This is a genomic window from Paenibacillus amylolyticus (assembly GCF_036894225.1).
In the GTDB taxonomy this organism is placed as follows: Bacteria; Bacillota; Bacilli; order Paenibacillales; family Paenibacillaceae; genus Paenibacillus; species Paenibacillus amylolyticus.
In genome coordinates this window covers 2,818,835-2,844,115 of record NZ_CP145892.1, presented here as the reverse complement: position 1 = coordinate 2,844,115, position 25,281 = coordinate 2,818,835, and the positions used below count along the sequence as shown (strand labels likewise).

18 protein-coding genes are annotated in these 25,281 nt (G+C 46.8%); 4 read left to right on the top strand and 14 right to left on the bottom strand.

Annotation, left to right across the window (positions count from 1 at the left end; translation table 11 throughout):
- Window positions 1–108: 108 nt before the first annotated feature.
- Both V6668_RS12965 and V6668_RS12960 read right to left on the bottom strand, forming a co-directional pair.
- Window positions 109–1,260, bottom strand: coding sequence for an iron-containing alcohol dehydrogenase (locus V6668_RS12965; protein WP_036608771.1), 1,152 nt, complete (start codon window positions 1,258–1,260; stop codon window positions 109–111).
- A 246-nt stretch (window positions 1,261–1,506) separates the two neighbouring features.
- The gene (locus V6668_RS12960; RefSeq protein WP_127551573.1) at window positions 1,507–3,201 is read right to left on the bottom strand and encodes a M3 family oligoendopeptidase; all 1,695 of its coding nucleotides are present in this window, start codon (window positions 3,199–3,201) and stop codon (window positions 1,507–1,509) included.
- Window positions 3,202–3,807: 606 nt separating this feature from the next.
- On the opposite strand from V6668_RS12960, the gene V6668_RS12955 reads away from it, so the two are divergent.
- Window positions 3,808–4,563: a hypothetical protein gene (locus V6668_RS12955; protein ID WP_338708618.1), complete on the top strand. Its 756-nt coding sequence runs from the start codon at window positions 3,808–3,810 to the stop codon at window positions 4,561–4,563.
- A 117-nt stretch (window positions 4,564–4,680) separates the two neighbouring features.
- Window positions 4,681–4,893 carry a hypothetical protein gene (locus tag V6668_RS12950; protein ID WP_017688899.1) on the top strand — a complete coding sequence of 71 codons (213 nt, stop codon included), beginning with the start codon at window positions 4,681–4,683 and terminating at the stop codon, window positions 4,891–4,893.
- Between the two features lie 49 nt (window positions 4,894–4,942).
- Here V6668_RS12950 and V6668_RS12945 read toward each other — a convergent pair whose 3' ends face one another.
- Window positions 4,943–7,690: a PAS domain S-box protein gene (locus V6668_RS12945; protein WP_338708617.1), complete on the bottom strand. Its 2,748-nt coding sequence runs from the start codon at window positions 7,688–7,690 to the stop codon at window positions 4,943–4,945.
- 210 nt (window positions 7,691–7,900) lie between these two features.
- Here V6668_RS12945 and V6668_RS12940 point away from each other — a divergent pair, with 210 nt between their 5' ends.
- Window positions 7,901–8,725, top strand: coding sequence for a protein-glutamine gamma-glutamyltransferase (locus V6668_RS12940; RefSeq protein WP_076327827.1), 825 nt, complete (start codon window positions 7,901–7,903; stop codon window positions 8,723–8,725).
- Window positions 8,726–8,914: 189 nt separating this feature from the next.
- On the opposite strand, the gene infC is transcribed toward V6668_RS12940, so the two are convergent.
- From infC to V6668_RS12885, 11 genes are all read right to left on the bottom strand, one after another.
- Window positions 8,915–9,406, bottom strand: coding sequence for a translation initiation factor IF-3 (infC, locus tag V6668_RS12935; RefSeq protein ID WP_338708616.1), 492 nt, complete (start codon window positions 9,404–9,406; stop codon window positions 8,915–8,917).
- A gap of 120 nt (window positions 9,407–9,526) precedes the next feature.
- Window positions 9,527–10,459: a manganese-dependent inorganic pyrophosphatase gene (locus V6668_RS12930; RefSeq protein ID WP_338708615.1), complete on the bottom strand. Its 933-nt coding sequence runs from the start codon at window positions 10,457–10,459 to the stop codon at window positions 9,527–9,529.
- Between the two features lie 444 nt (window positions 10,460–10,903).
- Window positions 10,904–11,656: a metallophosphoesterase family protein gene (locus V6668_RS12925; RefSeq protein WP_338708614.1), complete on the bottom strand. Its 753-nt coding sequence runs from the start codon at window positions 11,654–11,656 to the stop codon at window positions 10,904–10,906.
- 99 nt (window positions 11,657–11,755) lie between these two features.
- Entirely contained in the window at window positions 11,756–12,763 is a 1,008-nt protein-coding gene (locus tag V6668_RS12920) for an LLM class flavin-dependent oxidoreductase (protein WP_338708613.1), read from the bottom strand.
- 233 nt (window positions 12,764–12,996) lie between these two features.
- A complete protein-coding gene (locus tag V6668_RS12915) occupies window positions 12,997–14,934 on the bottom strand; it encodes an LTA synthase family protein (protein ID WP_338708612.1) in 1,938 nt (645 codons plus the stop codon).
- A gap of 115 nt (window positions 14,935–15,049) precedes the next feature.
- On the bottom strand, window positions 15,050–17,329 hold the full coding sequence (locus tag V6668_RS12910; protein ID WP_051449711.1) for a putative PEP-binding protein: 2,280 nt from the start codon (window positions 17,327–17,329) through the stop codon (window positions 15,050–15,052).
- A gap of 149 nt (window positions 17,330–17,478) precedes the next feature.
- Window positions 17,479–18,636 (bottom strand): amidohydrolase family protein, encoded by a 1,158-nt coding sequence (locus V6668_RS12905; RefSeq protein ID WP_051449710.1) that lies wholly within the window; start codon window positions 18,634–18,636, stop codon window positions 17,479–17,481.
- Window positions 18,617–19,918 (bottom strand): amidohydrolase family protein, encoded by a 1,302-nt coding sequence (locus V6668_RS12900; protein WP_036670603.1) that lies wholly within the window; start codon window positions 19,916–19,918, stop codon window positions 18,617–18,619. Before V6668_RS12900 ends, V6668_RS12905 begins: the two co-directional genes overlap by 20 nt.
- A gap of 20 nt (window positions 19,919–19,938) precedes the next feature.
- The gene (locus tag V6668_RS12895; protein ID WP_036670601.1) at window positions 19,939–21,495 is read right to left on the bottom strand and encodes a glutathione ABC transporter substrate-binding protein; all 1,557 of its coding nucleotides are present in this window, start codon (window positions 21,493–21,495) and stop codon (window positions 19,939–19,941) included.
- Between the two features lie 60 nt (window positions 21,496–21,555).
- Window positions 21,556–22,845 (bottom strand): amidohydrolase, encoded by a 1,290-nt coding sequence (locus V6668_RS12890; protein WP_036670600.1) that lies wholly within the window; start codon window positions 22,843–22,845, stop codon window positions 21,556–21,558.
- Between the two features lie 58 nt (window positions 22,846–22,903).
- Window positions 22,904–24,175 carry an amidohydrolase gene (locus V6668_RS12885; protein ID WP_036671053.1) on the bottom strand — a complete coding sequence of 424 codons (1,272 nt, stop codon included), beginning with the start codon at window positions 24,173–24,175 and terminating at the stop codon, window positions 22,904–22,906.
- A gap of 216 nt (window positions 24,176–24,391) precedes the next feature.
- Between V6668_RS12885 and V6668_RS12880 the strand changes: the two genes are divergently transcribed.
- On the top strand, window positions 24,392–25,276 hold the full coding sequence (locus V6668_RS12880; protein ID WP_338708611.1) for an ABC transporter permease: 885 nt from the start codon (window positions 24,392–24,394) through the stop codon (window positions 25,274–25,276).
- The last annotated feature ends 5 nt before the right edge of the window (window positions 25,277–25,281 follow it).

Here is a 25,281-nt window from a genome sequence, read left to right as displayed (position 1 = left end):
ATTAAGTGGAAAAATAAGTAAAAAGAATGAGTTCACATGACAAAAAAGCCGACTTTCGATCCCGGCTCATTTTGTCTGTTATTTTGGTGTATCCGTTCCTGAAACAGTCTATATAATTTTGCGGAACAGCTCCATCACCTCATCCTTGGACGGTTGATAGGGATTGCCTGGTGCACAGGCATCTTTCATCGCGTTATCGGCAAGCAGTTCCACATCGGGATCTTTTACACCCAGTTCAGACAGTTTCTCAGGAATGCCGACTTCCTTCGATAGCTGACGTATGGCCTCAATGACGTAATCGGAACACTCCTCATCACTTCTACCCTTCACATCCATACCAATTGCCTTAGCAATATGACGGAATTTGCCGGGTACATGCTTGGCGTTCAACTCTTCCACATAGGGGAGTAACATTGCGTTACAGACACCATGCGGCAGATCATATACGCCACCCAGTTGATGCGCCATCGCATGGACATAACCCAGGCCCGCATTATTAAAAGCAATCCCGCCAAGGAAACACGCATACGTCATATGTTCCCGCGCTTCCAGATCACTGCCGTCTCTCACAGCTCTTGGCAAGTATTCAAAGATCAGTTCAACAGCTGCTGCAGCTGTCGCACTTGTCACTGTAAATCCACCTGGTGTAACCATCGCTTCTACGGCATGTGTCAACGCATCCATTCCTGTGGCCGCTGTGAGACTTGCAGGTTTGCTGAGCATCAGCTCAGGATCATTAACCGACAGGGAGACCAGACTGTTGCGGTCCACCATCACCATCTTCACTTTACGTTCCTCATCTGTAATCACGTAGTTAATTGTCACCTCACTCGATGTGCCAGCCGTTGTGTTAACCGCCACAAGTGGCACGGACTTATGTTTTGATTGATGAAATCCTTCATATTCGCGGATATGCCCACCGTTCGTAGCTACAATACCAATGCCTTTGGCAGCATCTTGCGGTGAACCTCCGCCTATTGATATAATGGCGTCACAGCCATGATCCTGGAATACTTGAAGTCCATCATGTACATTCTGACATGTTGGATTAGGCTGAACCTCATCATATACTACATAGTCTAACCCTGATTTTCTTAGTATAGACAGTACCTGTTCAGCAACACCTGAAGTAATCAATTGACGATCACTTACAACCAGCGCTTTGCGGATACCCATCTGTTCAATCATCTGACCTGCTTCCTGTAAACAGCCTCTACCCATCAAGTTCACGGGCGGAACATAATATGCATGTGTTGCCATTTGAACCAGCCTCCTGTAACCCCTGATTTACTATCTTCATTGTAACTGAATCCGTTTTCAGATATAGTGAAATAAATCACAATGAATCCGATAAATGTTACACTTGAGGTTGATTTTTCCCCGTAATGAAAAAGACGACCCAGACACCCGAAGGTCTCCAAGCCGTCTTACTTATCTATCTTAAAGCTTTATCCACTACCTATACCTTACCGAAGGTACTTACACTAAAAGCATCCTGACGAAGGCTTACAGCGCCTTATCGTTCACGCCGTCAAGCCATGCCTCAATCTCACCAATTACGGAGGATACACAGCCATCCTCGAATGGAGAGTTCAATCCAGCCAGTTCAACCAATCCAGTGAAGGACAGGCTTCCTCCCGCTTTGCACAATGTCAGATAGTCGGCCCATGCGGACTTCATGTCCTCATTGCTGCGTTTCCAGAACTGGAATGCACAGATTTGTGCCAACGTATAGTCAATGTAATAGAATGGCGATGAGAAAATGTGACCTTGCTTATGCCAGAAACCACCCTGCTCCAAATACGCATTATCTTTGTAATTGATGTGTGGCAGATAGGTCTTCTCAATGTTGCGCCATGCCTGCTTACGCTCCGTTGGAGTTGCATCCGGGTTCGCATACACAAAATGCTGGAATTCATCCACAGCTACACCATACGGAATGAACAACAGACCGGAAGACAGGTGATCAAACTTGTACTTGTCCGTATCTTCCTTGAAGAACAACTGCATCCACGGCCATGTGAAGAACTCCATACTCATGGAATGAATCTCAGCCGATTCATATGTCGGCCAGTTGTATTCAGGCACTGCAAAATCACGGCTCTCATACACCTGGAAAGCATGACCTGCTTCATGTGTCAATACATCAATATCACCGGAGGTACCGTTGAAGTTGGAGAAGATAAACGGCACTTTGTAATCGTTCAGGAACGTACAATATCCGCCGCCCTGTTTACCTTTTTTGCTTACCAGATCCATAAGCTCGTTCTCCGTCATCATCTGGAAAAATGCATCCGTCTCTGGTGATAATTCAGCGTACATTTTTTTACCATTATCGATAATCCAGTCCGCGTCACCCTTAGGTGTCGGGTTACCCGTCTTGAAGCTGAAGCCCTGATCGTAATAATACAGCGTCTCCACATCAATCCGATTACGCTGACGCTCTCTGAGCTTGGTCGCCACAGGCACGATATAATCACGAACTTGTGCCCGGAAATTAGCAACCATCTCGGCGTTGTAATCCGTACGGTTCATGCGATCATAGCCGAGTTCCACATAGCTTGGATAACCCAGTTTCTTCGCGATCTGTGTACGTACTTTAACCAGTTCATCGTAAATGCGATCGAATTCAGCTTCATGTTCAGCCATGAACGTGTATCTGGCTTCCGAAGCACGCTCCCGCATGGAGCGATCCGTGGACAGTTCAAATGGATGAAGCTGTGGCAACGTGCGCTCTTCACCTTCGAACGGAATTTTGGCCGATGCGATCAACTGATTGTATTCTGTGGAAAGTTTGTTCTCCTTCTGGAGTTCTTCAATAATTTCCGGGCTGAATGTTTTCAGTGAAAGATCCGCCAGTTGGAACAGCTGTGAACCCCATTTTTGTTCCAACTCGTTGCGGAATTTGGAGTTAACCAATGCACGGTAAAAATCCGTGATATATTCCTGCACAATTGGTGCATTCTCATCCAGAAATTCGTTCTCCGCCTTGTAAAACTCATCATTGGTATCAATGGAATGACGGATGTAGACCAATTGGGCTTGTGTCTCAAAATCACTGCGCAGCGCGTTAATCTGATCCATGAACCCACTCTGTTCTTCAACCGTTGCCGCAGCTTCAAAACCGCTCAACAGCTCACGGAAAGATGTCTTGATGTGTTCCAGATTCGGACGTGTATACGTATACTCACTAAATTTCATTTATGTACACCCTTTCCTGTTTGGCAGAATTTCGGGAGTATCCCGAGTTAAACTACCCCCTATTATACAAAAGAGCAGCTAAAAAATCCCATAATTACGAAAAATATTTGTCCATCGGTCAAATTGTGCAACATGAATGGTTACAAATATTACTTACTTATGTAAGGTCAGTGCCTCAAAATTTTTCCCCACACAAATAAGCCCGCCTCGCGTTAGCGAAGCCAGCTTATAGGTTGTCTCTCTTCTTTTCACATTTAAACAATACTAGCTTTGGTCTTTATCCATAATCTGATAGAACCAGCCCATTCCGACCATGCCCACGACCATAATAATGGCCATAATAATGATATATGTCATGAATGTAACCTCCCTGCTTCCGTATATTCATCACACTACTACTAGTGTACACGTTGAAGCGCCGTTTGAATTGACCGAACATTGACAAAAATACGAAATCTTTAATTTTAATAAATGGATTATTTCCCCGATCACACTAAATCATACGTACCTCGCTGCACGGTGCAAAGTTTCATCCGCCATACTTACGGTGTATACTATACTTCTATGAAATGGAATTTGGATTTTTACGCAGAAAGGTTGAAAGACATGTCAACTCGCATTCCCTTACGTCAGCTATTTCTTACTGTTTTATTAGCCCTTATGTTATCTGTTTTGACCGCCTGTGCTGATGGAGAAGCCCATCTAACGGTAAATATGGATGGATCAACGGATCTGGATCTCAATCTCAACGTAAAGAACTCCGCTCTTGGAAAAATTGGACAAGACAATCTCATGCCTCTGATCGCAGATGCATTGAATCGAAATAACTTCCAGGCAGAGGTTTCGGAACAGGGAGATCAGAAGCAGCTCACAGCGACCACCCATTATGAAAAAAGCAATAATACCAGCTTTGATACGTCCAAGTTACCACAAGGGATCAAGGTTGAACAAACAACTTCCCCCGGCTTCTTCACTTCCAAGATGCACATTACAGCAGAAGCCGATCTCATGGAGTCCATGCCCGATGGTGAGATCAAAAATCAAATTAACAAGGTGCCTAGCTTTCTTAAAAACCTCTTGTTAAAAGATGTTAACTTTGACTTCAAGTTGTCTTTGCCCATCAAGGCAGCCGATTCGAATGCGGATCAAGTGGAGGATGGCGGAAAAACGCTCATTTGGCACGTTTCACCCCTCCAGATGAATAAACTGGATCTGACTGTACAGGTCCCAAATATCCGGAATATCATCATAATTGCAGTCATTGGCCTATTATGTATCGCTGCTCTGCTCATTTGGTTTTTTGTTCGTCGCAGACGGGCCAGACAGCGCCATAGTGCAAGATCACATCGGGGAAAAAATTAATTCTTCACACCAATTTTATTTGTGACTTGCCAAACGGTGTTATGGATAGTAGAATACATCCGTACTGTGTGAACGGTTAATTTTTTATTAAGCAAAGCTAAAGAGGTGACAGGTTTCATGAATATCCGCGAATGCCCACTACCTGGTATCGGAGTTAAGTACCAGTTTGATACAAAGGGCGGCCATCAGTTAGTCATTATTGTGCATGAGGACGGACGCCGTGAATTATTCTCCGTTGATCCACAAGACAACGAAGAACTCACTCTGATTGCAGATTTGGAAGATGACGAATGCGTAACCCTCTCCGGTTTAATCGGAGGCTGGTCGTAAATGACAGAATAACCTGTACCTTGAATTCAAGGTACAGGTTATTTTTCTGTTACGTCACCCTTTGAGAGCGAATATATGGAACCCATGTATTCAGTACGCGGCTAATCTCCGTGGAATGAAACGGTTTGCTGATAAAATCCTGCATCCCGCATTTCAGACACTCCTCACGGTCACCGGCGCCTGCAAAAGCTGTAATCGCTGCAATAACCGGTATGTCTGGGTGGCTCTGTCTGATGTGGCAGGTCGCTTCAATCCCATCCATAACTGGCATTTGAATATCCATAAACACCAGGTCATATTGAACCTTGTTCAATGAATCAACGGCCTGTGCACCATTCTCAACGATATCACATACTCCGCCAAACTTTCGCAGCATCTCCTCCAACAGATGACTGTTGACCGCTTGATCCTCAGCAATCAAAATTTTGATGTCATGGGCTAGATTCGCTCGATCCAATTGCAGTTCATCATTCGTGGTGATTTCGATTGGGTCATTACTCTCCTCTAACCACCGCTCCACTACGAGGGTGAACTGGAATTCTGCCCCCTCACCGATCTCACTCTGTACGCCAATCGCGCCGCCCATTAATTCTACCAGTTTTTTGCTGATCGCAAGGCCTAGACCTGTCCCGCCAAACTTACGATTGATGGCCGGATCAAGCTGTGAGAAGGATTGGAACAACTGATGCTGCTTTTCTATTGGAATGCCAATCCCCGTATCTCTCACCTTAAAGGTCAACATCAGGTTATCCTGACCATGCTCATCTGAAAAATCAGCACCTACGCTCACCATAATACGGCCCTTCTCTGTGAATTTAACGGCGTTACCCACCAGATTAATCAAAATCTGCCGGATTCGTGTCTCATCCCCTCGAATGCGTTCAGGAATATGATCCGACACTTCACAATAGAGTTCAATATTTTTCTCTGATGCCTTCAGTGCAAACAGCTCGATCACCCCACCCAGCATCGCCTTAATATCTACAGGTGCGCGCTCAAGATCCATTTTGCCTGCTTCGATTTTGCTGAAATCTAAAATTTCGTTCAAAATGTACAAAAGGGATTCGCCGCTATCAATCATGATTTCCGCAAAACCTTTCTGTTCATCATCCAGCTCGGTTTCCATTAACAGATGGGCCATGCCCATGATGCCGTTTAATGGCGTACGAAGCTCATGACTCATGATGGCGAGAAACTCGGACTTTGCCCGGTCTGCATGCTCTGCTGCTTCCTTGGCACGTATGATGTCCTTAACAGATGTCATATCACGGAAAACCAACACTGCTCCGCGGGTTCTACCCTGATCCATAATCGGCTTCAATTGGAACTCCGCCAGGAAACTGGACCCATCCTGTCTCCAGAATACGGATTCGGTACGTGGCAGACCTCGTCCCTCACGAACAGCCTGTAGAATTGGTGTATCCTTGGATGGGTAGGGGATGCCTTCGCTCTGCATTTGGATCATCATCTGCTCTAATGGTCTGCCATTCAATTCACTTGGACAGAAGTTCATGATCTCCGCAGCGGCCGGATTGGCAAAGTTCAGATTCCCTTCCAGGTCCAGTCCAATAACACCTTCAGACATGCCATTCAAAATCAATGCCCGTTCATAACTAAGATTCTCGATTTCCTCGACGTAACGTTTGGACTCTGTGATGTCACTTGTAATCCCGTAGACCCCAACAACTTTGTCCTCAAGTATAATAGGAACATTAATCACATTTGTTTCAATCCGCTGCCCATTTTTGTGAATTAAACCTATCTCGTAGCTCTGTGCATTGCCCTTCACCGTTTCCTCAAAATGATATCGAGTCTTCTCCAGATCCACAGGATCAATGAGGTGATCAAAAGGCCGACTCAGCAGCTCCTCCTTGGTGTGTCCTGTCAACTGTTCCTGACCCATATTGGCTTTCAGCAGATTGCCTTCCAGATCAAGAGAAGCCACACCTAGGGGATTACAGTCAAATAACGATCTGTACTCCTGCATGCTTAACTGTTGTTGCTGGCTGGCTGTGATATCCCGGGTTACGGCGACCATCTCCATTAATTCACCTGAATCGTCATATACATAGTGCGTAATCGTATCTGCCCATACCGTAGATCCATCCTTATGTAACAGGCGATAATTGAGCCGTTTGGGAGCCAGACCCTTTCTCTGCTCTTCTACGTACGCTTCAACCAAAGGCACATCCTCCGGATAGATAACAAATGTTCCCGGCTTACCTATAACTTCTTCCAACTCATAGCCCAACATGCTTTTACATGCATTTGATACATATTTAAATGTACGACTTGAATCGGCATCATGTATTGCAATCAGGTCTAGTGAAGACTCCGCCAGCAGGCGAGAGATGCGACTGCTCTCTTCCAATTGCTTACGTTGCACAATGAGGATTTCCTCTGCATCTTTTTGTTTCGTAATGTCAGCAGCCTGTACCAACAGATACAATGGCTCACCATTCGTTTCATCCCTAACAATGCAAGCTCTAATGGTTGCCCACAATAACGAACCGTCCTTTCGTTTCAGACGAACCTCCGTCTCGTACATCGGACTTGTTTCATGAGTCATTTCCCAGAACTTGCTGCGGAATTCCTCCATATGCAGATCTTCTTCGTAGATCATATGTATGACCGAAGTATCGATCAGTTCATCTTCACTGTATGCAAGCATCTCGCAAAATGCAGGATTAAGCTGCAACCACCGTCCATTTACATGCGATGCGACAGCAATGCCGATTGGTGCGTGCGTATACAATTGTTCGAACAGAGATCGGCTCTCTGTAATGGATTTCGACATTACATGTCCTCCTTTATGAGAATCTGAATGTATTCCGTATGAATAGATCGACCTGAACATAACTTCATCTATAGAGTACTACCCCAAATGCCATGATTTATAAACGAGATCGGGCAAAATCCCTGCATGAATCGACATATACTACACAATACCCGTGCTCTCCCGATTATACAATGTTGAATATTCGAATAGGAACGGAGGTTATGGATCATGATCATTGTTGCTAATCAACCCGTCCAGCTGAACCGCTCGGAATGGTCTGATTTTGAATGGTATTGGTTACAGCAACTCCAGAATCGTCCAACGAGGTATGTGTACCAATCCATGGATCATCTTCGATTTGAATGGGACTTGAGGGGCTCTCTCGTGGAAGCCGCGGAAGGGCTGGATCGAAGCGGTGTGAGTTTTGCATCCTTTGAAAAATCCAGATGTAATCCTGCCTACTGGAATCGTAATGCGGAAGGTGGGTTTGAGCTAAGATCAAACGTGACCCCTGCCGACGGCATCCGGGATATCTGGAGGAATGGACACTTATATGCTTTTGAATGTGCAACAGCTACCGTTATTGTGCTGTATGGTGGCGTGCTGGGAAGCATTCGCGAAGACGCCTTTAATTCCCTGTTTCGCAATCTGTTACTCTTTGACTGGCATTATGACAGTGACCTGCGATTAACCGAAAAAAACGGTAGCGAAACCGCCCTGCCAGGAGATGTGCTGTATTTCAAAAATCCGGATGTTTCTCCGGAAACCCCCGAGTGGCAGGGAGAGAATACGTTCATGCTGCGCGAGAACTTGTATTATGGTCATGGCATTGGTATTGCAAGTGGCGAAGAGATTATACGCACCCTGAATCAGTTCCGCGTTCCAGGTAGCCGAGTCTCCGCCTACTTAATGGATATGGTGATCTATCCGGACTTCTTTTATTTATCCCGATTCGCCAAAAACAGCCAGAATAATATTGCCGCTGGTTCTACGCCCGTATTACCCGGACAGTTATATGTACGACTTGGTGGCAGCCGTTATTTACGCAGCTGAACTACTGAAACGGAAACGGATTTTGCATTAAATTGCGAACAATACCTCAATCCAAGTGATGACAAACAAGCCCAATACAGTAGCAGTTAACCTGCCACCTCATTGGGCTTTTTTACATCCAAAAAAAAATCATTACTATATCGACATTCGCTTTACCTTTGTGCTACATCGAGGATCGCTTCTGGCAGTTTACGCATTCGGGTCCAGTTGCACAACAACCTGTTTACCACTTACCTGAACACCTGTCGTTTTGCTACCGAATTCAGCCAGCGATTTGCTCAGTTGCTCAGCCCACTCCTTGCCTGCAACTCCTTCTTTGGCTCCATGCACCTGGATGACGAGTTTTACCGAATCACCCTTCTTCAGAATGCGCTCCGCCTGAGACTGCTTCGTCTCCCGGTCATGATCTTCCATCGCAAGGTTCAAGCGAATTTCCTTGACTTTACGTTTATCGGGAGATTTACTGGCTTTTTTCTTCGCCTGCTGCGCTTCTGCTTTGGCCGCTCCAGCTCCAATCAGCTTGCATGGCGGTGGACTTGTCATCAAGGACAAGCATACTAGATCTACTTTATGCTGCTTTGCAAGTAGAAGTGCTTCCTGCGTGGACATCACACCCAGATCTTCACCATTCAGGTCGGTCAGCTGCACTTCGGCTGCTTTGATCTTTTCATTTTTGATCATGATTCTTCCTCCTCTACATCAAAAGCCTGTCCTGACCATTTACGGATCAGAGCAGGCTAGGATGGTGTTGCTACTTATTTGTAATACTTATCAGCGTACAAATACGCCAATCGGTTTGATTTACAGCGTGTTGAATGCTTCCGTCAGAACCGGTACAATTTGTGATTTGCGTGATACTACGCCTTTCAAGATAGCTCTGCTATCAGACAGCGTCACATTGTAGGCTTTCTCCACTGCTTTAGTGGATGTACCATATGCCAAAGCTACGGAATCGTTGTTCAGAATGTCTGTTACGACAAATACAAACAGGTCGAGACCTTTGCTGGAAATGATCGCATCAATAGCTGCTTCAAGCTCAGGTTGCTTCACGAGAACATCATTCACGTCAACAGCATTAACCTGTGCAATTTCCACTTTGGATTGACCCATTACGAATTCTTTGGCATCCAGGGAAATTAGTTCAGCAATTGTTTTTTGGCTCAGATCCGCGCCAGCTTTCAGCATGTCCAGACCATAGCTGTCTGCATCTACACCAGCAATGGCAGCCAGTTCACGCGCAGTGGCTACGTCCTGCTCTGTGCAAGTCGGGGATTTGAACAACAGGGAATCGGAGATAATCGCAGACAGCATCAGGCCAGCAATCGGTGCACTCACTTCGATGCCATTTTCTTTGTACATTTTATTCAAAATGGTTGCTGTACAACCTACAGGCTCTGCACGGAAATACAGAGGTCCGCTTGTCTCAAAGTTAGCGATACGATGATGGTCGATAACTTCAACAACAGTCACTTCCTCAATATCGCTTACACTTTGCTGACGCTCGTTGTGGTCAACCAGAATAACTTTGTTTACTTCATTTGCAGCTGTTTTAATCAGACGTGGTGCTGCAATTTTGAATTGATCCAGTGCAAACTGGGTTTCACCATTGACTTCGCCGAGGCGAACAGCTTCAACATCTTGACCCAATTTTGTTTTGAGATCCGCATAGGCGATTGCCGAACAGATCGTATCCGTGTCGGGATTTTTGTGACCGAAGATTAACGCTTTTTCCATATTCATAGCCCTCCGTCAATTCTGATTTATATAAGTTTAACCAAAGAATGTTTACACTTGCCACTCCGATGACAGAATAACCTTCCGATCGCTGTTATCCCCAGATTTTTTGATTCCCTTTTAAAGGGAAAATCCGGTGATAAAGGCGAACGCTCCGCTTCTCCAGCTTTTTTCTGTCCTCTCCGTTCTCGTGTAAAAAATTTTGTTGAACTTATATAGAAAATATATGTCATATTTCAATCATACCCTACTGATTATAGCGCTAATAAGGCTTAATTCCAATCCCTTTACAGCGAATTAATTGCAAATCATTCTCAGGCAAGTCATTTTGGAAAATAGCCAAGCTTGGTTCATTACCCTCAAGTCGATATGGTATGTATCCTATTTACTCCATCGTACAACCTTATAAATTAGCATACGAAACTCTGATACGCAACGAAAACATTAAATCTCAGGCTCTTCCGCGCTCTGCCCTTGCCGTACAAAAAAGGTCTGTAGACTGCCGTCTTCGCTAATCTCCAGCAGGTTCAATTGTGCTCCGTAGGCACATCCACCATCAATGCCAATTTTGTCTCCGCTCGGGTCAAACCATATGCCTGTCTCATCATGCAAATGCTTCACGGGGGTGTGTCCAAATACGACCGTCTCTCTAATCGTCGTTGGTTTGGAATAGAATGATTCACGAATCCAGATGAAGTCCCGCTCGGACTGGCTTCTCCAATCCTCGATATCCGGGTTGATCCCGGCATGCACAAAAATATAACCCGGAATCTCGTACACCAGCGGAAGCTGTTCCAGAAAACGAAGATGGTGTTCATAGTGTGTACGTATCCACTTTTTGGCTTCAGCATAAGCTTCCCAATCTATCTGTTGCTCATCATAAGTAAGCTCCAGATCCAGATAACTTGCCATCGTCTGTAATCCGCCATTACGAATCCAGTGTTGATCATATTGCTCAACATCCTGGGTTAACGCCTTGACCATCATGGCATCGTGATTGCCTTTGATCACCATAATATCGTGCTGTTGCTGAAGCTGCATAATCTGTTCGATCACCTGTTTGCTGCTTGGACCTCGATCCACATAATCACCGAGTAAAATCAATTCATCCTGCTGCGGATTATAATCTGCAAGCTTAAGCAGTGCATTAAATTCATCGTAACAGCCATGAATATCACTAATGACACATCTGCGCATGTGAATCTCTCCTCTCCCTGATCACGCAAGAGTATAACCGGAACCTTGCATGAGCAAGATTCCAGTCTGTTCAGAGTAGTTATTCCCGCTTGCTTACCATTAGTCCTGCTTGAGTCCAAAGGCTTCTGCAATCAAGCCGAATGAGCGCAGACGTGCTTCAAACGAATGGACCGCTGATGCGATAATGACTTCATCTGCTTCATGGCGTTCAGCCATTGCGGTAATTTTATCTTTCACCTGATCCGGTGTTCCCACGATGGAAAAAGAACGACGTTGACGAATCTGTTCCATCTCCATAGCTGTGTATGGATAGTTGTTCACCGTCTCCAGAGATGGGAATGAACTTTGTTCAAGACCTCGTCCAAGGCGTAAGAAGAAAAGTTCATTGCTGCGCGCAAGTTCAGCGGCTTCTTCCTCTGTCTCCGCGCAGAATGCCGAGACAGAAATCATTGAATGTGGTTTGTCATTCAGGATGGACGGCTTGAAATGTCTGCGGTAATGTTTCATCGCTTCTTCGCCGCCTGGTGTTCCGAAGAATTGGGCAAACGCATACGATGTCCCTTGCGCTGCAGCAATTCTCGCACCTTCGGAGCTGGAACCCAGCAACCACACTTCTGGTACCGTGGGAACCGATGGTCCGGCTACCAGAGATGCAAACCGATGATCCTCGGGCAACTGCTCGTGGAAGTATCCGCCCAGATCCGCGATCTGTTGCGGAAAGAATTGTACATTCGATGATTTCCCCTCATTCAGAGCTCTGCTGGCAATCGGCATGCCACCTGGTGCTCTGCCAATCCCCAGGTCAATCCGCCCCGGATGCAAAGCTTCCAGCAGGCGGAAATTCTCTGCAACCTTATAGGCACTATAATGAGGAAGCATAACGCCACCGGAACCTACGCGAATTCGATCCGTATGTGCAGCCACATGTGCAATCATAACTTCAGGACTGGAGAATGACAGCGCACCACTACCGTGATGCTCCGACATCCAGAACCGGGAGTACCCCAATTGATCTGCATGTTGTGCGAGTTTCACCGTTTCCTGCAACGTATCCTGTACACTTCGTCCTTCATTGATATGTCCATGTTCGAGTACACTCAGTTTCATATATATTCAATCCTCTCGTCTGTTAGGTTCATAAGTACTGTGAATATGAGATCTGCGAATATTACGCGCTTTTGCTCACTTCATTCTTGCTCATTCCATTGTAACATTAATTATTACAGTTTCAAACTTTAGTTATTCTCTTTATTACCACACTTGTGCAAGAAACATGCAAAAAAACGCCACCAGCTTTTGAACTGGTGACGTTTTTGACTGACCTATTGCAGAAAATTGATTTATGGTGCACGTTTTGGTAACAACTTCACATACTCGTCAGACAGTTTCATCAGGCTGAGCACATGTTCATAATCGGCACGATACGGTTCCAAATCCGTTACCGTCTCGTATGTCTTCAGCGAATAGGCTGTTCCATCGTCAAAGCCCGCACCCGGGATAAACATAATGTCATCGTTGACAAATGAACCCGTCGGCAAGTAATACCGGATACCAAAGGCATTGTGGTCCATGTTGAGCAGATCATGTCCGAAGGCAGTGAATTTCTCATCCTGGAGCGAAACTCCCATCAGATTCATGATCGTTGGCAGCATATCCAGCTGACCGCCAGGCTGCTCGATCAATTGTCCTTTGGTCTGTTTCGGCGTGTGGATCATGAACGGGATGTTGAATCGACTTACTTTACCGTCATAAGGGACGCCCAGATTGGCCTGAATCTGCTGTGTAATCTCTTCGTCAGCAGGCAGACCAAAGTGGTCTCCGTAGAGCACTAACGTTGTGTTATCCCATAATCCGTTCGCCTTCAACTCATTAATGAGTTGACCGATGGCATAGTCCGTATAATTGATCGCTTGCAGATAATCGTGAAGCAGTTTGTTCGTAATAGTCGCAGGAATCGTGATGCGTGCACGATCAGCGGGAACCGTAAACGGCGAGTGGCTCGATGCCGTAATGAACTGAGCATAGAACGGCTGAGTCGCAGCCTGATGCGCAGTCATTTTTTCCACACCTACACGGTACAACTCTTCATCCGATGGTCCAAAGTCATTGAATCTGTCATTCTCGAAGCTGGGCTTGTCGAAGTAACGAGTGAATCCGAGTGCCGGATACATCTTGTTCCGGTTCCAGAAGGTGACGTCATTGACGTGGTACGTCTCGGACTCATATCCCTCTTTTCCTAATAACTTAGGAAGACTTGGAAGTTCGCGGTCACTATACCCTGCTGACATGGGCACAACTCCGGTTGGATAGATAGACGTGTTCGACATGAACTCCGCATCTGATGTGTTTCCCTGTCCGATCTGTTGGAAAAAATGAGAGAAATAATAGCTTTCTTTGGCCAGATCATTCAGTACCGGTGTTAACTCCTGACCGTCTAATGAAGCATTAATCGGAAAATTCTGAAAGGACTCCAGTTGCAGTACGATCAGATTGCTGCCTTTGGCCTGACCAAAATATTTGGCTTTCACGGCTGTACCGTCACTTGGTTTATCCTGATACGGATACTGGCTAACCAGCTCATTGATCTTGGCAATCGTTTCGTTAATGTTGCCATTCGCAATGGCCTCATTTTCTTTGCTCGTCAGAATGGCAGACGATACCTGGTAGTTCAGGAAACCGAGATTCTCGGCTCGCACCAACTCGTTATCAATCGTTTCACCTTTGACAATAAAACTGCCAGACAGCACGATGCAGAATGCAGCCGTAAGCGCAACGCCGAGCTTGCCCCAGTAACGTCTACGAATTCTGCCAAAAGTCAAACCGCTATCGCGGTAACTGCTGCGGTTACGCCCGCCAGCACGTTTGCGCATAATCAACCATATTGGCAATGCCAGTACGATGTCTGCAAAAAACAGAAAGTGCTCCGGTCGTACCAGTGGTCCGATACTTCCCCGTACTTGGGCAACTTGCCCCAACTCACTTAGCGCGGTATATGTGGGTACCGAACTGAAATGAACGTTATACAGCGTAGCCGCGAACAACACCAGAGAAAACAGAATATTGAATCCTCCGTATACTGCTCGCTTCCAGCCTTTGGGCACGATCAGATCCAGCAGGCATACCACGGTTAGTGCGCCTAATGCGTCAGTTAACAGACCGATGCCGGACAGACCCTGGAAAAAGAAATACCGTAGCAGTGACAGCTTCAGCAGCATAAGAATGAATAACACGGCGAATAAGGTCCGTGATGAAGTTCGTTCATTTTTGGAATTATACATGGTCGCTTTCAACCCTTACCCTGAAATTTTACGTTCATTTTACAAAACGCATATTTCAGTATAACAGTTTTCTGGTTGCTATTCCATGGAAGTTCCGTGTAGGACAGGGTGAGCGTTACGCAATTGTAGAAATATCCGTGTTCTGCGTGTCTGCTCCCTCTCTCTGTGCCTTAATGGCTGCTTGTGCAGCAGCAATTCGTGCATAAGGGATCTGTTCAGGCAAACAGCTTACGTAATCCAGTCCAATGCGGTGGCAGAACGTAATCGACTCCAGGTCCACAACATTTTCCCCACAGATCCCTGTCTTCAGATGAGGTTTTCGAATTCGACCTTGGACTACCGCCATCTCAATCAGTTGTCCGACTCCCTCAATGTCCAACACATGAAATGGATTATTCGTTACCGTACGAGAGTCCGTATCACGTTGAAGGAGAAGGAGCCGCTTCTCAGCTTCATGGCGACTATATCCAAATGTCATCTCTGTCAGCTCATCCGTGCCAAACGAGAAAAAGTCAGCCTGGCGAGCAATGTGAGTCGCCGTCAGCGCCGTTCTCGGAGCTTCGATCATCGCCCCCACTCTATAGAGACAATGCCGCTTCTCCTCACCAAGCACTTGGTCCGCCACATGATCCACCAGATCTCTCATCACCTGAAGTTCATGCACATGACCGATCTGCGGGATCATAATCTCGGGACGTACCCACCAGCCTTGCCGGATGCCTTTCACCGCTGCGCGGAATATCGCTTCCAGCTGCATATCAACGATCTCCGGGAACACCGTACTCAGCCGACAAGCCTGTTGCCCCAATGTCGGATTATGTTCATGCAATTCACAGACTCTGCGAATGACACGCTCCAGTTCCTCCAGTTCATTCTGATGGTCTTTTTGCTCCTGCCACTCCTCTGCTTGTAACCACTCACGTCGTTTCTCCAACACTCCCAGATCCGGTAACAGTTCATGCAACGGCGAATCGAGCAAACGTATCGTTACCGGGTATCCATCCATCGCTTCGAATATTTGTTCAAAATCAGACTGCTGCATTGGCAACAGACGCTCCAACCCACGCCTGCGTTCGGACTCACTGTCTGCCAGGATCATTTTTTGTACAAATGGTAACCGCGCAGGTGATAACAGCATGTTCTCCGTCCGGCATAGACCTATTCCCTCGGCCCCTTGTAGCCGTGCTGTCATGGCATCCTGTGGATGATCTATATTGGACAGTATCGTCAGTTCCTTTATTTCATCAGACCATTCGAGCAGAAGCTGTAGTTCCGGTGTACCACTTGAGAACCCTTTCAACATCTCCGTCACATGCCACGGCTCGATACGTAACAGCGCATCCGCTTTGGTGATTACCCCTTCATGCACAAAATCAATAGTACTCTGCAAGGCGGCCTTAGCACTCAAGCACGCTGGACTGACATGCAGAAGATACAGCTCCCCTGAATCGATAATGAATTGGATTTTTTGAACTTTCCCCAGATAGCGCTCCAGATAACTGCAAGCATCCAACAGAAGACCATATAATCCAGGTTCTTCTCTCCGCAACTGATCCAGTCCTTCATCCTGAGATTGGGAAAAAGCAGATGCAGAGTACTCGCCTGTCATGCCTCTTTCGCCCGTACCCGGATGACGGGAATATACCGTGCCGCTGCCGCTACGTTCACCTTGCTCACCATTAACCATCACCTGAATAAGAGCCGGAGCTCCTTGATGATCCCCTGAGTGTCGAGTAGATTGGAGAAGAAGTTCTTGCTGGGAGTTAAGTCGTGGTGCACGTTGTGTATGAGAAACCGCACGAATCGCTTCTTTTAATTGTAATTGAACATCTTGAGGGAATGGATGAAACCCTATATCTTCTATTAATTGCTTATATTCTGCAATGGCGAATTCCAGCTTCGCTTCATCGAGGATCGAGAAGTCACCCAATTTCTCTTCAAATAGGGAATACGAGATGCCATGTACTAGCTGACCATAATCCTGCAATAAAATTCGATAACAATTAAGCGCATACTGTCGATCATTGGTCTGCCTGGCGAACCCTTCAACCGTCACATCATTCAATCCCACATGAAGCAAAGCAAGGGATTCCATATCATGGGAACTCGCTTCACTTGACCTCACGGCAAGTAGCAACGGTGCTAAAGCATCGCCGAAGAATTTTCCTGTTTGCCCTTCCAAGTGCCGAACTGCGCTGCCAATCTCTTGAACTTCTTCTGTGGAAAGATGTCCAAGACGGGTACAGAACGCGCGACAGCCTTCCCTTGTTACAATGAACCCGGCCGGAACGGGCCAACCTGCCTGAAGCAACACTGCAAGTCCAGCCCCTTTACTACCCATCAGCCCTTTCATCTCTGCCGTACCTTCTTCCAACAGAACTACCCGTTTCGTCATTACAGCGCTCCCATCTGCCATTACATGGCTATGCTTCAAAGGCAACTCAACCTTTCGAATTGCCCTTTAGTTAATGGTATGTTGCAATGAGGCAGTCAAGGACATTTGCTTCGACATTTGTGTTCGGAATGTAAAACGTATTTTCTATCTTAACGTATACGTTTGCCCTTTTTGAATACCGCCGTGCGCGCAGGTACAGAAGCTAGAGCGTGTTGGGCGTTCAATGCCCGTACTAACATGAAGTCAGCCGGATCACCAACGCTTGGGGTTAACTTGCCATTACTCACCCACGAATAGGTGCCTAACAACCTGTCATCACTGACCCAATTTTCACGTTCAGCCATTCGGGAAGCTCGCTGCAACATATCGCCGTTGCCAAATGGTGACCAGGCATCACGGATGTTATCGGAACCAAGCATAAAGTTAACACCTGTATCGAGAACCTGGCTTCCTCGCGGCATTGGACGATCTATAGGTACACTAGATACAAGTGTTACTCCGGCTTGTTTTAACACATCAAGGGTAGGCTGTACGCCGGATTCCGTTTGCTCCCCCAAGCAATAGGCATGGCTAACCGCTGTTCGATGCTGAAGTCCTGCCTCCATTGTCAGTTCAGCAAATCGCCGTAAGGTGGCTAAACCGGTTTCACCTCCATCATGAAGATGAAGATCGATCCCCTTATCTGCAGTTGTAGCGATATCAAACATCATCTGTAAACTGCGTTCCATATCCCCATCCAGACCTGCCGGGTCGACACCACCAACCAGATCGGCCCCCAGTGCCAGCGCCTCCTTCACGATCTGTTCAGAAGATGAACGAATGAGCCCTTGCTGAGGAAATGCCACAATCTCAATGTCCATGTAATCACAAAGCTCATCTCGTACTCGCAGTATGGCCTCCAGATTTCGGAGACCCACCTCAGGATCCACATCAACATGTGTACGAATGCGCGTTGTACCGTAATCTATCATTTGTTCCGCAAGAACTTTCGCCCGTTCTCCCACCGTTTGAGTCAATTCACTTAGCAGTTTTTTTTCATAAGCAAGATGGGACTCCAATGTCTGGAACGGCTTCAGGGGAATCCAGCGTTCACCGGTATGATGTTTATCCAGATGGCAATGCATGTCTGCAAGTGCCGGAAGGTACACAAGCCCGGCAGCGTTCCATGAATCGGCATCGCTCTGGCGAGCATGTATGATTTGATCCTGATCAGTGGATTCTGCTATAACCTGTGTAATCTTCCCCTCTTCAATAACCAACGTGTGTGTTCCCGTAGGCAAAAGTACATTATCGATAACTAATTTCATAACATTCTCCATCCTCCACTCTTGTAGTCAGAAGGCGACCTTCCTTCCATACTCCAACAGGTCGCGGTCGTTCAATAATCAGTTCACGCCTTGACTGCACTGGAAATATGACCAGATCGGCCTGTGCTCCAGCTCGAAGACCGTAATTGTCTATTCCGAGCGCCCGTGCTGCACCAAGTGTTGCCATCTCCACCAAAGTATCGGCATCCTCTTCACTCCCCATGTAGGCCGCATGGGCAAGCAACCAAGCGATATCAAACGGATTGCCATTACCAAAAGGTGTAAAGGCATTTTGAATATTGTTGGTGCCGTAAATTACGTTCACCCCCTCCTCCCGCAACAAACCAACCGGCGTTATGCCTCTGCGGGTGTTATCGTTATCCGCTCGACCATTCAGGTACAGATCTGTTGCAGGAAGGGTCATGAGATGGAGATCTGCCTCTGCAATCTTTCTAGCACATAACTTCACCTTTTCCCGTGGCATAGCCGCAAGCGAAGTTACATGACCAGCCGAAACTCTGCCCTGGAAACCATAAGCCAAGGTCTTATTCGCTATGTGAAGTATAGCTTCATCATCAGGATTTAGTGAGAAATCAGCATGAAAATCAAGGGGGCGATTGTACCGCGCAGCCAGTTCAAACGCAAAATTCAGATGATCATCCAGTATGGGATCAACATAAGTAATTCCACCAATTACGTCGGCTCCCATCCTTACTGCCTCTTCCATAAGATCTGCGGTACCTGGGGCACTAATAATCCCTTCTTGCGGAAAGACCACAATCTGGATCTCCATCATATGCTCCATTTTTTCTTTCACAGTCAAAGCACTGTTCATAGCCCTTAGTCCCAGCATCGGGTCCACTTCAACATGACAACGGAGTCTGGTTACGCCGTAACGGGAAAGTTTTCGGATGACTTCTATGGATCTTTGGATCATATCGTGCTCCGTGAACCCTGCCTTAAGCGCAGCTGTCATCGAGATCGCTTCCTGCAATGAGGCAGCATCACCAGGCATGCGATCAAGCAAAAGCGCCTTTTCCAGATGGATGTGGGGTTCAATTAATCCCGGCAGTACGAGACCACCCTTAGCATCAAATATAAATCCATACTGCCCATGATTTTCTTCAAGTTCTCCATGGATCATACCTGTCATGTCACTTATGGATGAACCCCCACCGTCCGAAGACGGCAGGATCTGCTCAATGGTTGTACCATGCAATACGATATTATGAAGTCCATGACTCCCGGGAATCCGGCAATTTTGAATGAGTTGGCGGATCATGTTGACCACTCCTCCGTTCGTTATTTCAGAAAGCTTGCGCTATTGATCTCAACAAAACCGGATGGACTAATCCATACCCCATCCACATCTTTGGAGAGGGCTGCCAGATTCTCGCCATTACGGAACGGTAGAATTGGAACATCGTTCAGCTCAAGTTGAATGGCTTTTTCATAAATGGCAGTGCGTTTATCCGGGTCCGTTTCTTTCCGGGCATCTTCAATGAACTGATCCACTTCCGGATTATTATAGAAGGAATGATTACCAGGGACTCCTTTGGAGGTGCTATGAAACAGGTTAAACTGATTATAATCCGCATCGCCTGTTGCATTACCCCATCCACTCAGGAACATTTCGGTTTCCCCTTTGGCCGCTGCATCAATGTAAGCTCCAAACTCCAGTACTTTCACCTCAAGATTAATTCCGATACCTTTCAACTGAGACTGTAACACCTCTGCTACGTTCACTCTTGTTTTGTTATCACTGGTATATAGCGTGGCCGAGAACCCCTCCGGATACCCAGCCTCAGCAAGCAAGGACTTAGCCTTGTTCAGATCATAACTGTATCCCTTCACATTGGAACTGTATCCGATCATCGTGGTTCCGAGTGTGGAGTCCGTTACCTTGCCAATATTGTTGTACACGCCGCTGACGATAGATTCCTTGTCCACCGCGTACGCTACAGCCTGACGAACCAACGGATTGTTAAATGGCTCTTTGCTTGTATTAAACCCTATATGGTCCGTAGAAAAAGCCTCGTAACGCCCCAGTTTCATGGTTGAAGATGCTTCAATCCGTGCAATCTCCGTGGAGGGAACCTGTTCGGCTACCTGAGCCTCTCCTGTCTCAACCATCGCTAAGCGAGTCGTATCTTCCGGGACGGTTTTAAATTCCACTTTATCGATGTTTGGTTTGTCACCCCAATAATTATCATTTTTAGCAAGTACAATTTTGTCTCCTGGCGTCCATGATTCAAATACAAACGGTCCTGTTCCGCTAGGCTCCTTCACCATATCTGTTCCAGCAGATTCTATGGAAGCCGGGCTAAGTATATTTCCTTCCGCACTGGCAAGCAACGACATGATTGGAGCGTAAGGATAATTCAGGATAAACTGAATCGTATGCTCGTCCACCGCCTTCACTTCCTTGATCATGGAGAACATGCCTGCTTTGGGTGTAGTCGGAATACGTTCAAACGTTTTTTGCACAGCCTCTGCATTAAAAGGTGTCCCATCATGGAAAGACACTCCCTCACGCAGTTTGAACTCCCATGTTATATCATTCCGTTGCGTCCATTCCGTAGCCAGCAATGGTTGATACTTGCTGTTCTTGTCCATCAAGACAAGTCCTTCTGTTATTTTATGATGGTATACCGCCATCGAATTAATCTGGGAACTGTACTGAGGGTCCAGATTATTTGCATCACTCTGTCTCGCTATGACCAGTGTACCTCCCGATTGGCGTTCTCCCGGAGAGACCGCTTCACCACCTGCTGTAGATGTTCCTCCCGATGAACAGGCACTAATTACAAGTGTCATGGACAATGCCAGCATGCTTCCGACAAACCCTCTTTTTTTCATATAAATCTCCTACTTCCGTTATGAATTGAATTGGATTGAATGATGTAATATGTCTGAATGTTACACGTTAACAAGATTCCCCTGATATATGAATGCCCCTCGCCTTGAACGCCTTGCGATCGCTTCAGCCGAGCAGGAAGCCTGCACAAGAACCGCTGTCGCTGGATCACCAATGAGAGGCCATTGAACATCACCCTGTTCATCTAACGGGGTGATTCCCCCTGTAATATATCCCAGTGTCTCGGCTAATCCCCGTTCTGAACTCCATCGCTCACGCTCGGCCAACCGTCCGGCTCGTTCCAATATGTCACCACGGCCGAAAGGTCCCCAGTGATCCGTAATGGTATCTTCACCCAATTCAACTCGAACTCCGTATTTCTTCAGAAGAGAATAGGGCATCCAGCGGCTAAGCGGTACAGTCGACGTTATCGAGATATCCAGTTCCGCAAACCGTTCGGCCAGTTGCACCTGCATCGCTTCTGTAACGTCTGCAAAACCCAGTGCATGGCTCACATTCACTCGCCCCTGCCAACCGGCCTGCTCCGTCATCGCCGCAAGACGATTCATCGTAAATGTGCCCAAATGACCCGGATCATGAATGTGAATATCCACTCCTGCATTGGCCTCCACCGCCAAGTCCATGATGGTAAAGAGTGATTTTTCAATATCATTATCCACCGTTGCCGGGTCCACCCCGCCTACCCAGCGCGCACCGCGTCGTAGTGCCTCTTTCATTTCTGCAACGACGCCACTTCGTAGAAGACCATGTTGTGGAAACGCCACGATCTCACACGTGAGACTCTCGCTAAATTGAGCCGCAGCTGACACGGTTGCTTCAAGGTTGGCAAGCCCAATCTGAGGATCAATATTGCAGTGGGTTTGCACATGCGTAACCCCGCTGGATTGAAGAAGAGACAATACTTTCACAGCCCTCTCCTGCGCATGCGGCAATTGCCGTGGCAATAGTTCACACTCCTCTGCAATTCTTTTGAAAATTCCTTCAGGCGGCGTCGGCGCGATCCAAGGTCCACCGTAATATGTTTTATCAATGTGAATATGCATTTCGCGGAAGCCGGGTAAAAGCAGCATCCCTCCCGCATCCCGATCTGAGCATGGCTTGGCCAACCCCGCTTCTTCTTCATTCATCAATTCTGTAGTAATTGTTAACGAATCTGAAATATTACGATTTTCCGTTTTAACGATTCGCATGATTTTTCCATGCTCGATCCATAGATCAAACAGTTCACTTATGGTCCCGGTTATATGATCATTCTCATAACAATACCCTTGTTCCAAACGCACATTACGTAACCAATACGGTGTATGCTGATGCTGTATAATGCCCCTCATCCCCTTCTTCGTCACATGATTCGAATCCAATGAACTTCCGTAGGTTTGTCAGACAAGCTCACTCATGCACCATTCGGTGTCCCGTCTGATCATCCCAGATGAGATGTCCTTTGGAGAAAACTGCTTTTCTTGGTGCTCTGCGGGCTACAGCTTCCGCTGCACAGCTTGCATCGACCAATACCCAATCTGCCGAATCGCCCGGAACTGGCCACACCCGTTCACCTTGAGCATCCAGTGTTTCTCTGCCTCCCGTGATCAGTCTCAGCGACCGGGCTAACGAACGTTCATCAATCCAGGCAAACCGTTCTGCGAGTCTTGAAGCTCGTTCCAGAATGTCCCCGTTTCCGAAGGGTTGCCACGTATCATAAATGTTGTCACACCCTGCTTCCACATTCACTCCATGCTCCCACAGCAGAGGCAAAGGTGGCAGTGTTCGACCATGAGGCGCACTGGTTATGATGGTTATTCCCGCCTCTGCCAACAGATCTGCTGTAGATCGCGCTTCTGCCTCACTGACTTCACCAAGTGCAAATGCATGACTGATCGATACGTTACCCTGCAGTCCTGCCTCCACAGTTAATCTTGCCAATCTCTTCATTGTATAGGTGCCCAAATAATCCGGATCATGGAGATGCACGTCAATACCTGCACCCGCTTCAACTGCAAGCTCCACCATCAGCTGCAAACTCGCTTCCAGATCTGTGTCCATTGTTGCAGGATCAACCCCGCCAACCAGATGAGCCCCTTGCTGAAGCGCCTCACGAACCAATGCCTTGCTGCCTGAACGCAATAAACCATGCTGAGGGAACGCCACAACCTCATGTGTAATCTGATGACGATAAGAATGGAACAAGTTCAATACGGGTTCCAGTTGTTTCGTTCCTGCTTCAGGATACACATCGATATGGGTCCGTATATGAGTAGAACCTGATTCGATCAGACGTTGAAGCAGAAGTTCAGCCCTTTGCAACGGCGGTGTGACAAGCTGCGGAAGAAGCCTTTTTTCGATTTCACATCTGCCCGCCACCCCGCTGGCGGGTATAACCGCTTGCCACGGTTCACCCAGCAACGTTTTGTCCAGATGAACATGCTTCTCGGTAAATGAAGGTAACATCAGCATTCCTCTGCCATCATACGCAGGCTCCGCCAGAATCTGTTCTCCGTCCATGTTGACCGAATTCATCCTGTCAGCCGCAATGACTTGCACAATCACCCCTTCTCTAATCTGTACATGACTAAGTTCTGTTTCCGTACCCCGTACAGCATCCCCGTCATAGACATAGCGGCGTTCAATCTGAACATTAAGCAGCCAGTAGTCTGTTGAATTCATGTAGTCCAATTCGCATCTCCCCCTTCTTAGCTTCTTTGTTTTAGAGTTGGAGGCTATCAATCCTGCCTTGAATTCCATTCTAGCGATTAATTGTCATGTTTATTTACATGATCTTTACTTAATTTTTCGTTATTTTTACTTCATGAGTAAAAATCCTTTATTTTTCATTATTGTGTGTTAGTTTTATTAACATAATAAGCAATAAAGGAGGCTCCTATGAATCAATCTGTGATCACACCTGCTGCTCCACACACGGTAATAAGACCTGGTCAACTGCGTAAGTTTCTTACCCGTATGGTAGCAAACAAACTAGCCTCTGCCGGAGGCCTCATTGTTCTCTTCTATATTATTGTTGCTCTTTTTGCCCCATGGATTGCTCCGTACGATCCTTATAACATTCATCTGCCTGACAAATTACTTCTCCCCTCCTGGGATCATTGGATGGGTACGGATGATAAAGGTCGCGACCTGCTTAGCCGCATCATTTACGGAACACAATTATCTCTATTAATCGGTGTTGCTGCTGTAAGTATTGGTGCAATCTTCGGCGTGTTTCTGGGACTGGTAGCTGGTTACTACGGTGGCTGGCTGGATGCCATTATTATGAGAATCATGGATATCCTTCTAGCCTTTCCGGGTATTTTGCTCGCTTTGGCTATTGTTAGTGCACTGGGAGCAAGCCTGATCAATGTCATGATTGCTGTCGGCGTCTTCTCCATTCCCATGTTCGCACGAATTGTAAGAGGCTCAACACTGACCGTCCGTAAGCTCGAATACATTGATTCCATACGCACGCTTGGCGGAAGTGATCTGCGAATCATTCTCGTGCACATATTGCCCAATATTATGTCGCCTATTATCGTGCAGATTACGTTGCGACTCGCAACTGCAATTCTGTCCGCAGCAGGCCTTTCCTTTCTAGGTCTGGGTGCTCAGCCTCCTTCCGCAGAATGGGGCGCCCTGTTAAGCAGTGGACGTGATTACACGTTCAGTGCCCCATATTTGGCTCTTTTCCCCGGCCTTGCCATCTCTACACTTGTGATCGGCTTCAATCTGTTTGGTGATGGACTTCGGGATGCACTTGACCCCAAATTAAAATAACTTTG

Excerpts from the sequence above, each read along its gene's own strand:
- V6668_RS12965 (WP_036608771.1), bottom strand. The coding sequence starts at position 1,260 with ATGGCAACACATGCATATTATGTTCCGCCCGTGAACTTGATGGGTAGA.
- V6668_RS12960 (WP_127551573.1), bottom strand. The coding sequence starts at position 3,201 with ATGAAATTTAGTGAGTATACGTATACACGTCCGAATCTGGAACACATC.
- V6668_RS12955 (WP_338708618.1), top strand. The coding sequence starts at position 3,808 with ATGTCAACTCGCATTCCCTTACGTCAGCTATTTCTTACTGTTTTATTA.
- V6668_RS12950 (WP_017688899.1), top strand. The coding sequence starts at position 4,681 with ATGAATATCCGCGAATGCCCACTACCTGGTATCGGAGTTAAGTACCAG.
- V6668_RS12945 (WP_338708617.1), bottom strand. The coding sequence starts at position 7,690 with ATGTCGAAATCCATTACAGAGAGCCGATCTCTGTTCGAACAATTGTAT.
- V6668_RS12940 (WP_076327827.1), top strand. The coding sequence starts at position 7,901 with ATGATCATTGTTGCTAATCAACCCGTCCAGCTGAACCGCTCGGAATGG.
- infC (WP_338708616.1), bottom strand. The coding sequence starts at position 9,406 with ATGATCAAAAATGAAAAGATCAAAGCAGCCGAAGTGCAGCTGACCGAC.
- V6668_RS12930 (WP_338708615.1), bottom strand. The coding sequence starts at position 10,459 with ATGGAAAAAGCGTTAATCTTCGGTCACAAAAATCCCGACACGGATACG.
- V6668_RS12925 (WP_338708614.1), bottom strand. The coding sequence starts at position 11,656 with ATGCGCAGATGTGTCATTAGTGATATTCATGGCTGTTACGATGAATTT.
- V6668_RS12920 (WP_338708613.1), bottom strand. The coding sequence starts at position 12,763 with ATGAAACTGAGTGTACTCGAACATGGACATATCAATGAAGGACGAAGT.
- V6668_RS12915 (WP_338708612.1), bottom strand. The coding sequence starts at position 14,934 with ATGTATAATTCCAAAAATGAACGAACTTCATCACGGACCTTATTCGCC.
- V6668_RS12910 (WP_051449711.1), bottom strand. The coding sequence starts at position 17,329 with ATGACGAAACGGGTAGTTCTGTTGGAAGAAGGTACGGCAGAGATGAAA.
- V6668_RS12905 (WP_051449710.1), bottom strand. The coding sequence starts at position 18,636 with ATGAAATTAGTTATCGATAATGTACTTTTGCCTACGGGAACACACACG.
- V6668_RS12900 (WP_036670603.1), bottom strand. The coding sequence starts at position 19,918 with ATGATCCGCCAACTCATTCAAAATTGCCGGATTCCCGGGAGTCATGGA.
- V6668_RS12895 (WP_036670601.1), bottom strand. The coding sequence starts at position 21,495 with ATGAAAAAAAGAGGGTTTGTCGGAAGCATGCTGGCATTGTCCATGACA.
- V6668_RS12890 (WP_036670600.1), bottom strand. The coding sequence starts at position 22,845 with ATGAGGGGCATTATACAGCATCAGCATACACCGTATTGGTTACGTAAT.
- V6668_RS12885 (WP_036671053.1), bottom strand. The coding sequence starts at position 24,175 with ATGAATTCAACAGACTACTGGCTGCTTAATGTTCAGATTGAACGCCGC.
- V6668_RS12880 (WP_338708611.1), top strand. The coding sequence starts at position 24,392 with ATGAATCAATCTGTGATCACACCTGCTGCTCCACACACGGTAATAAGA.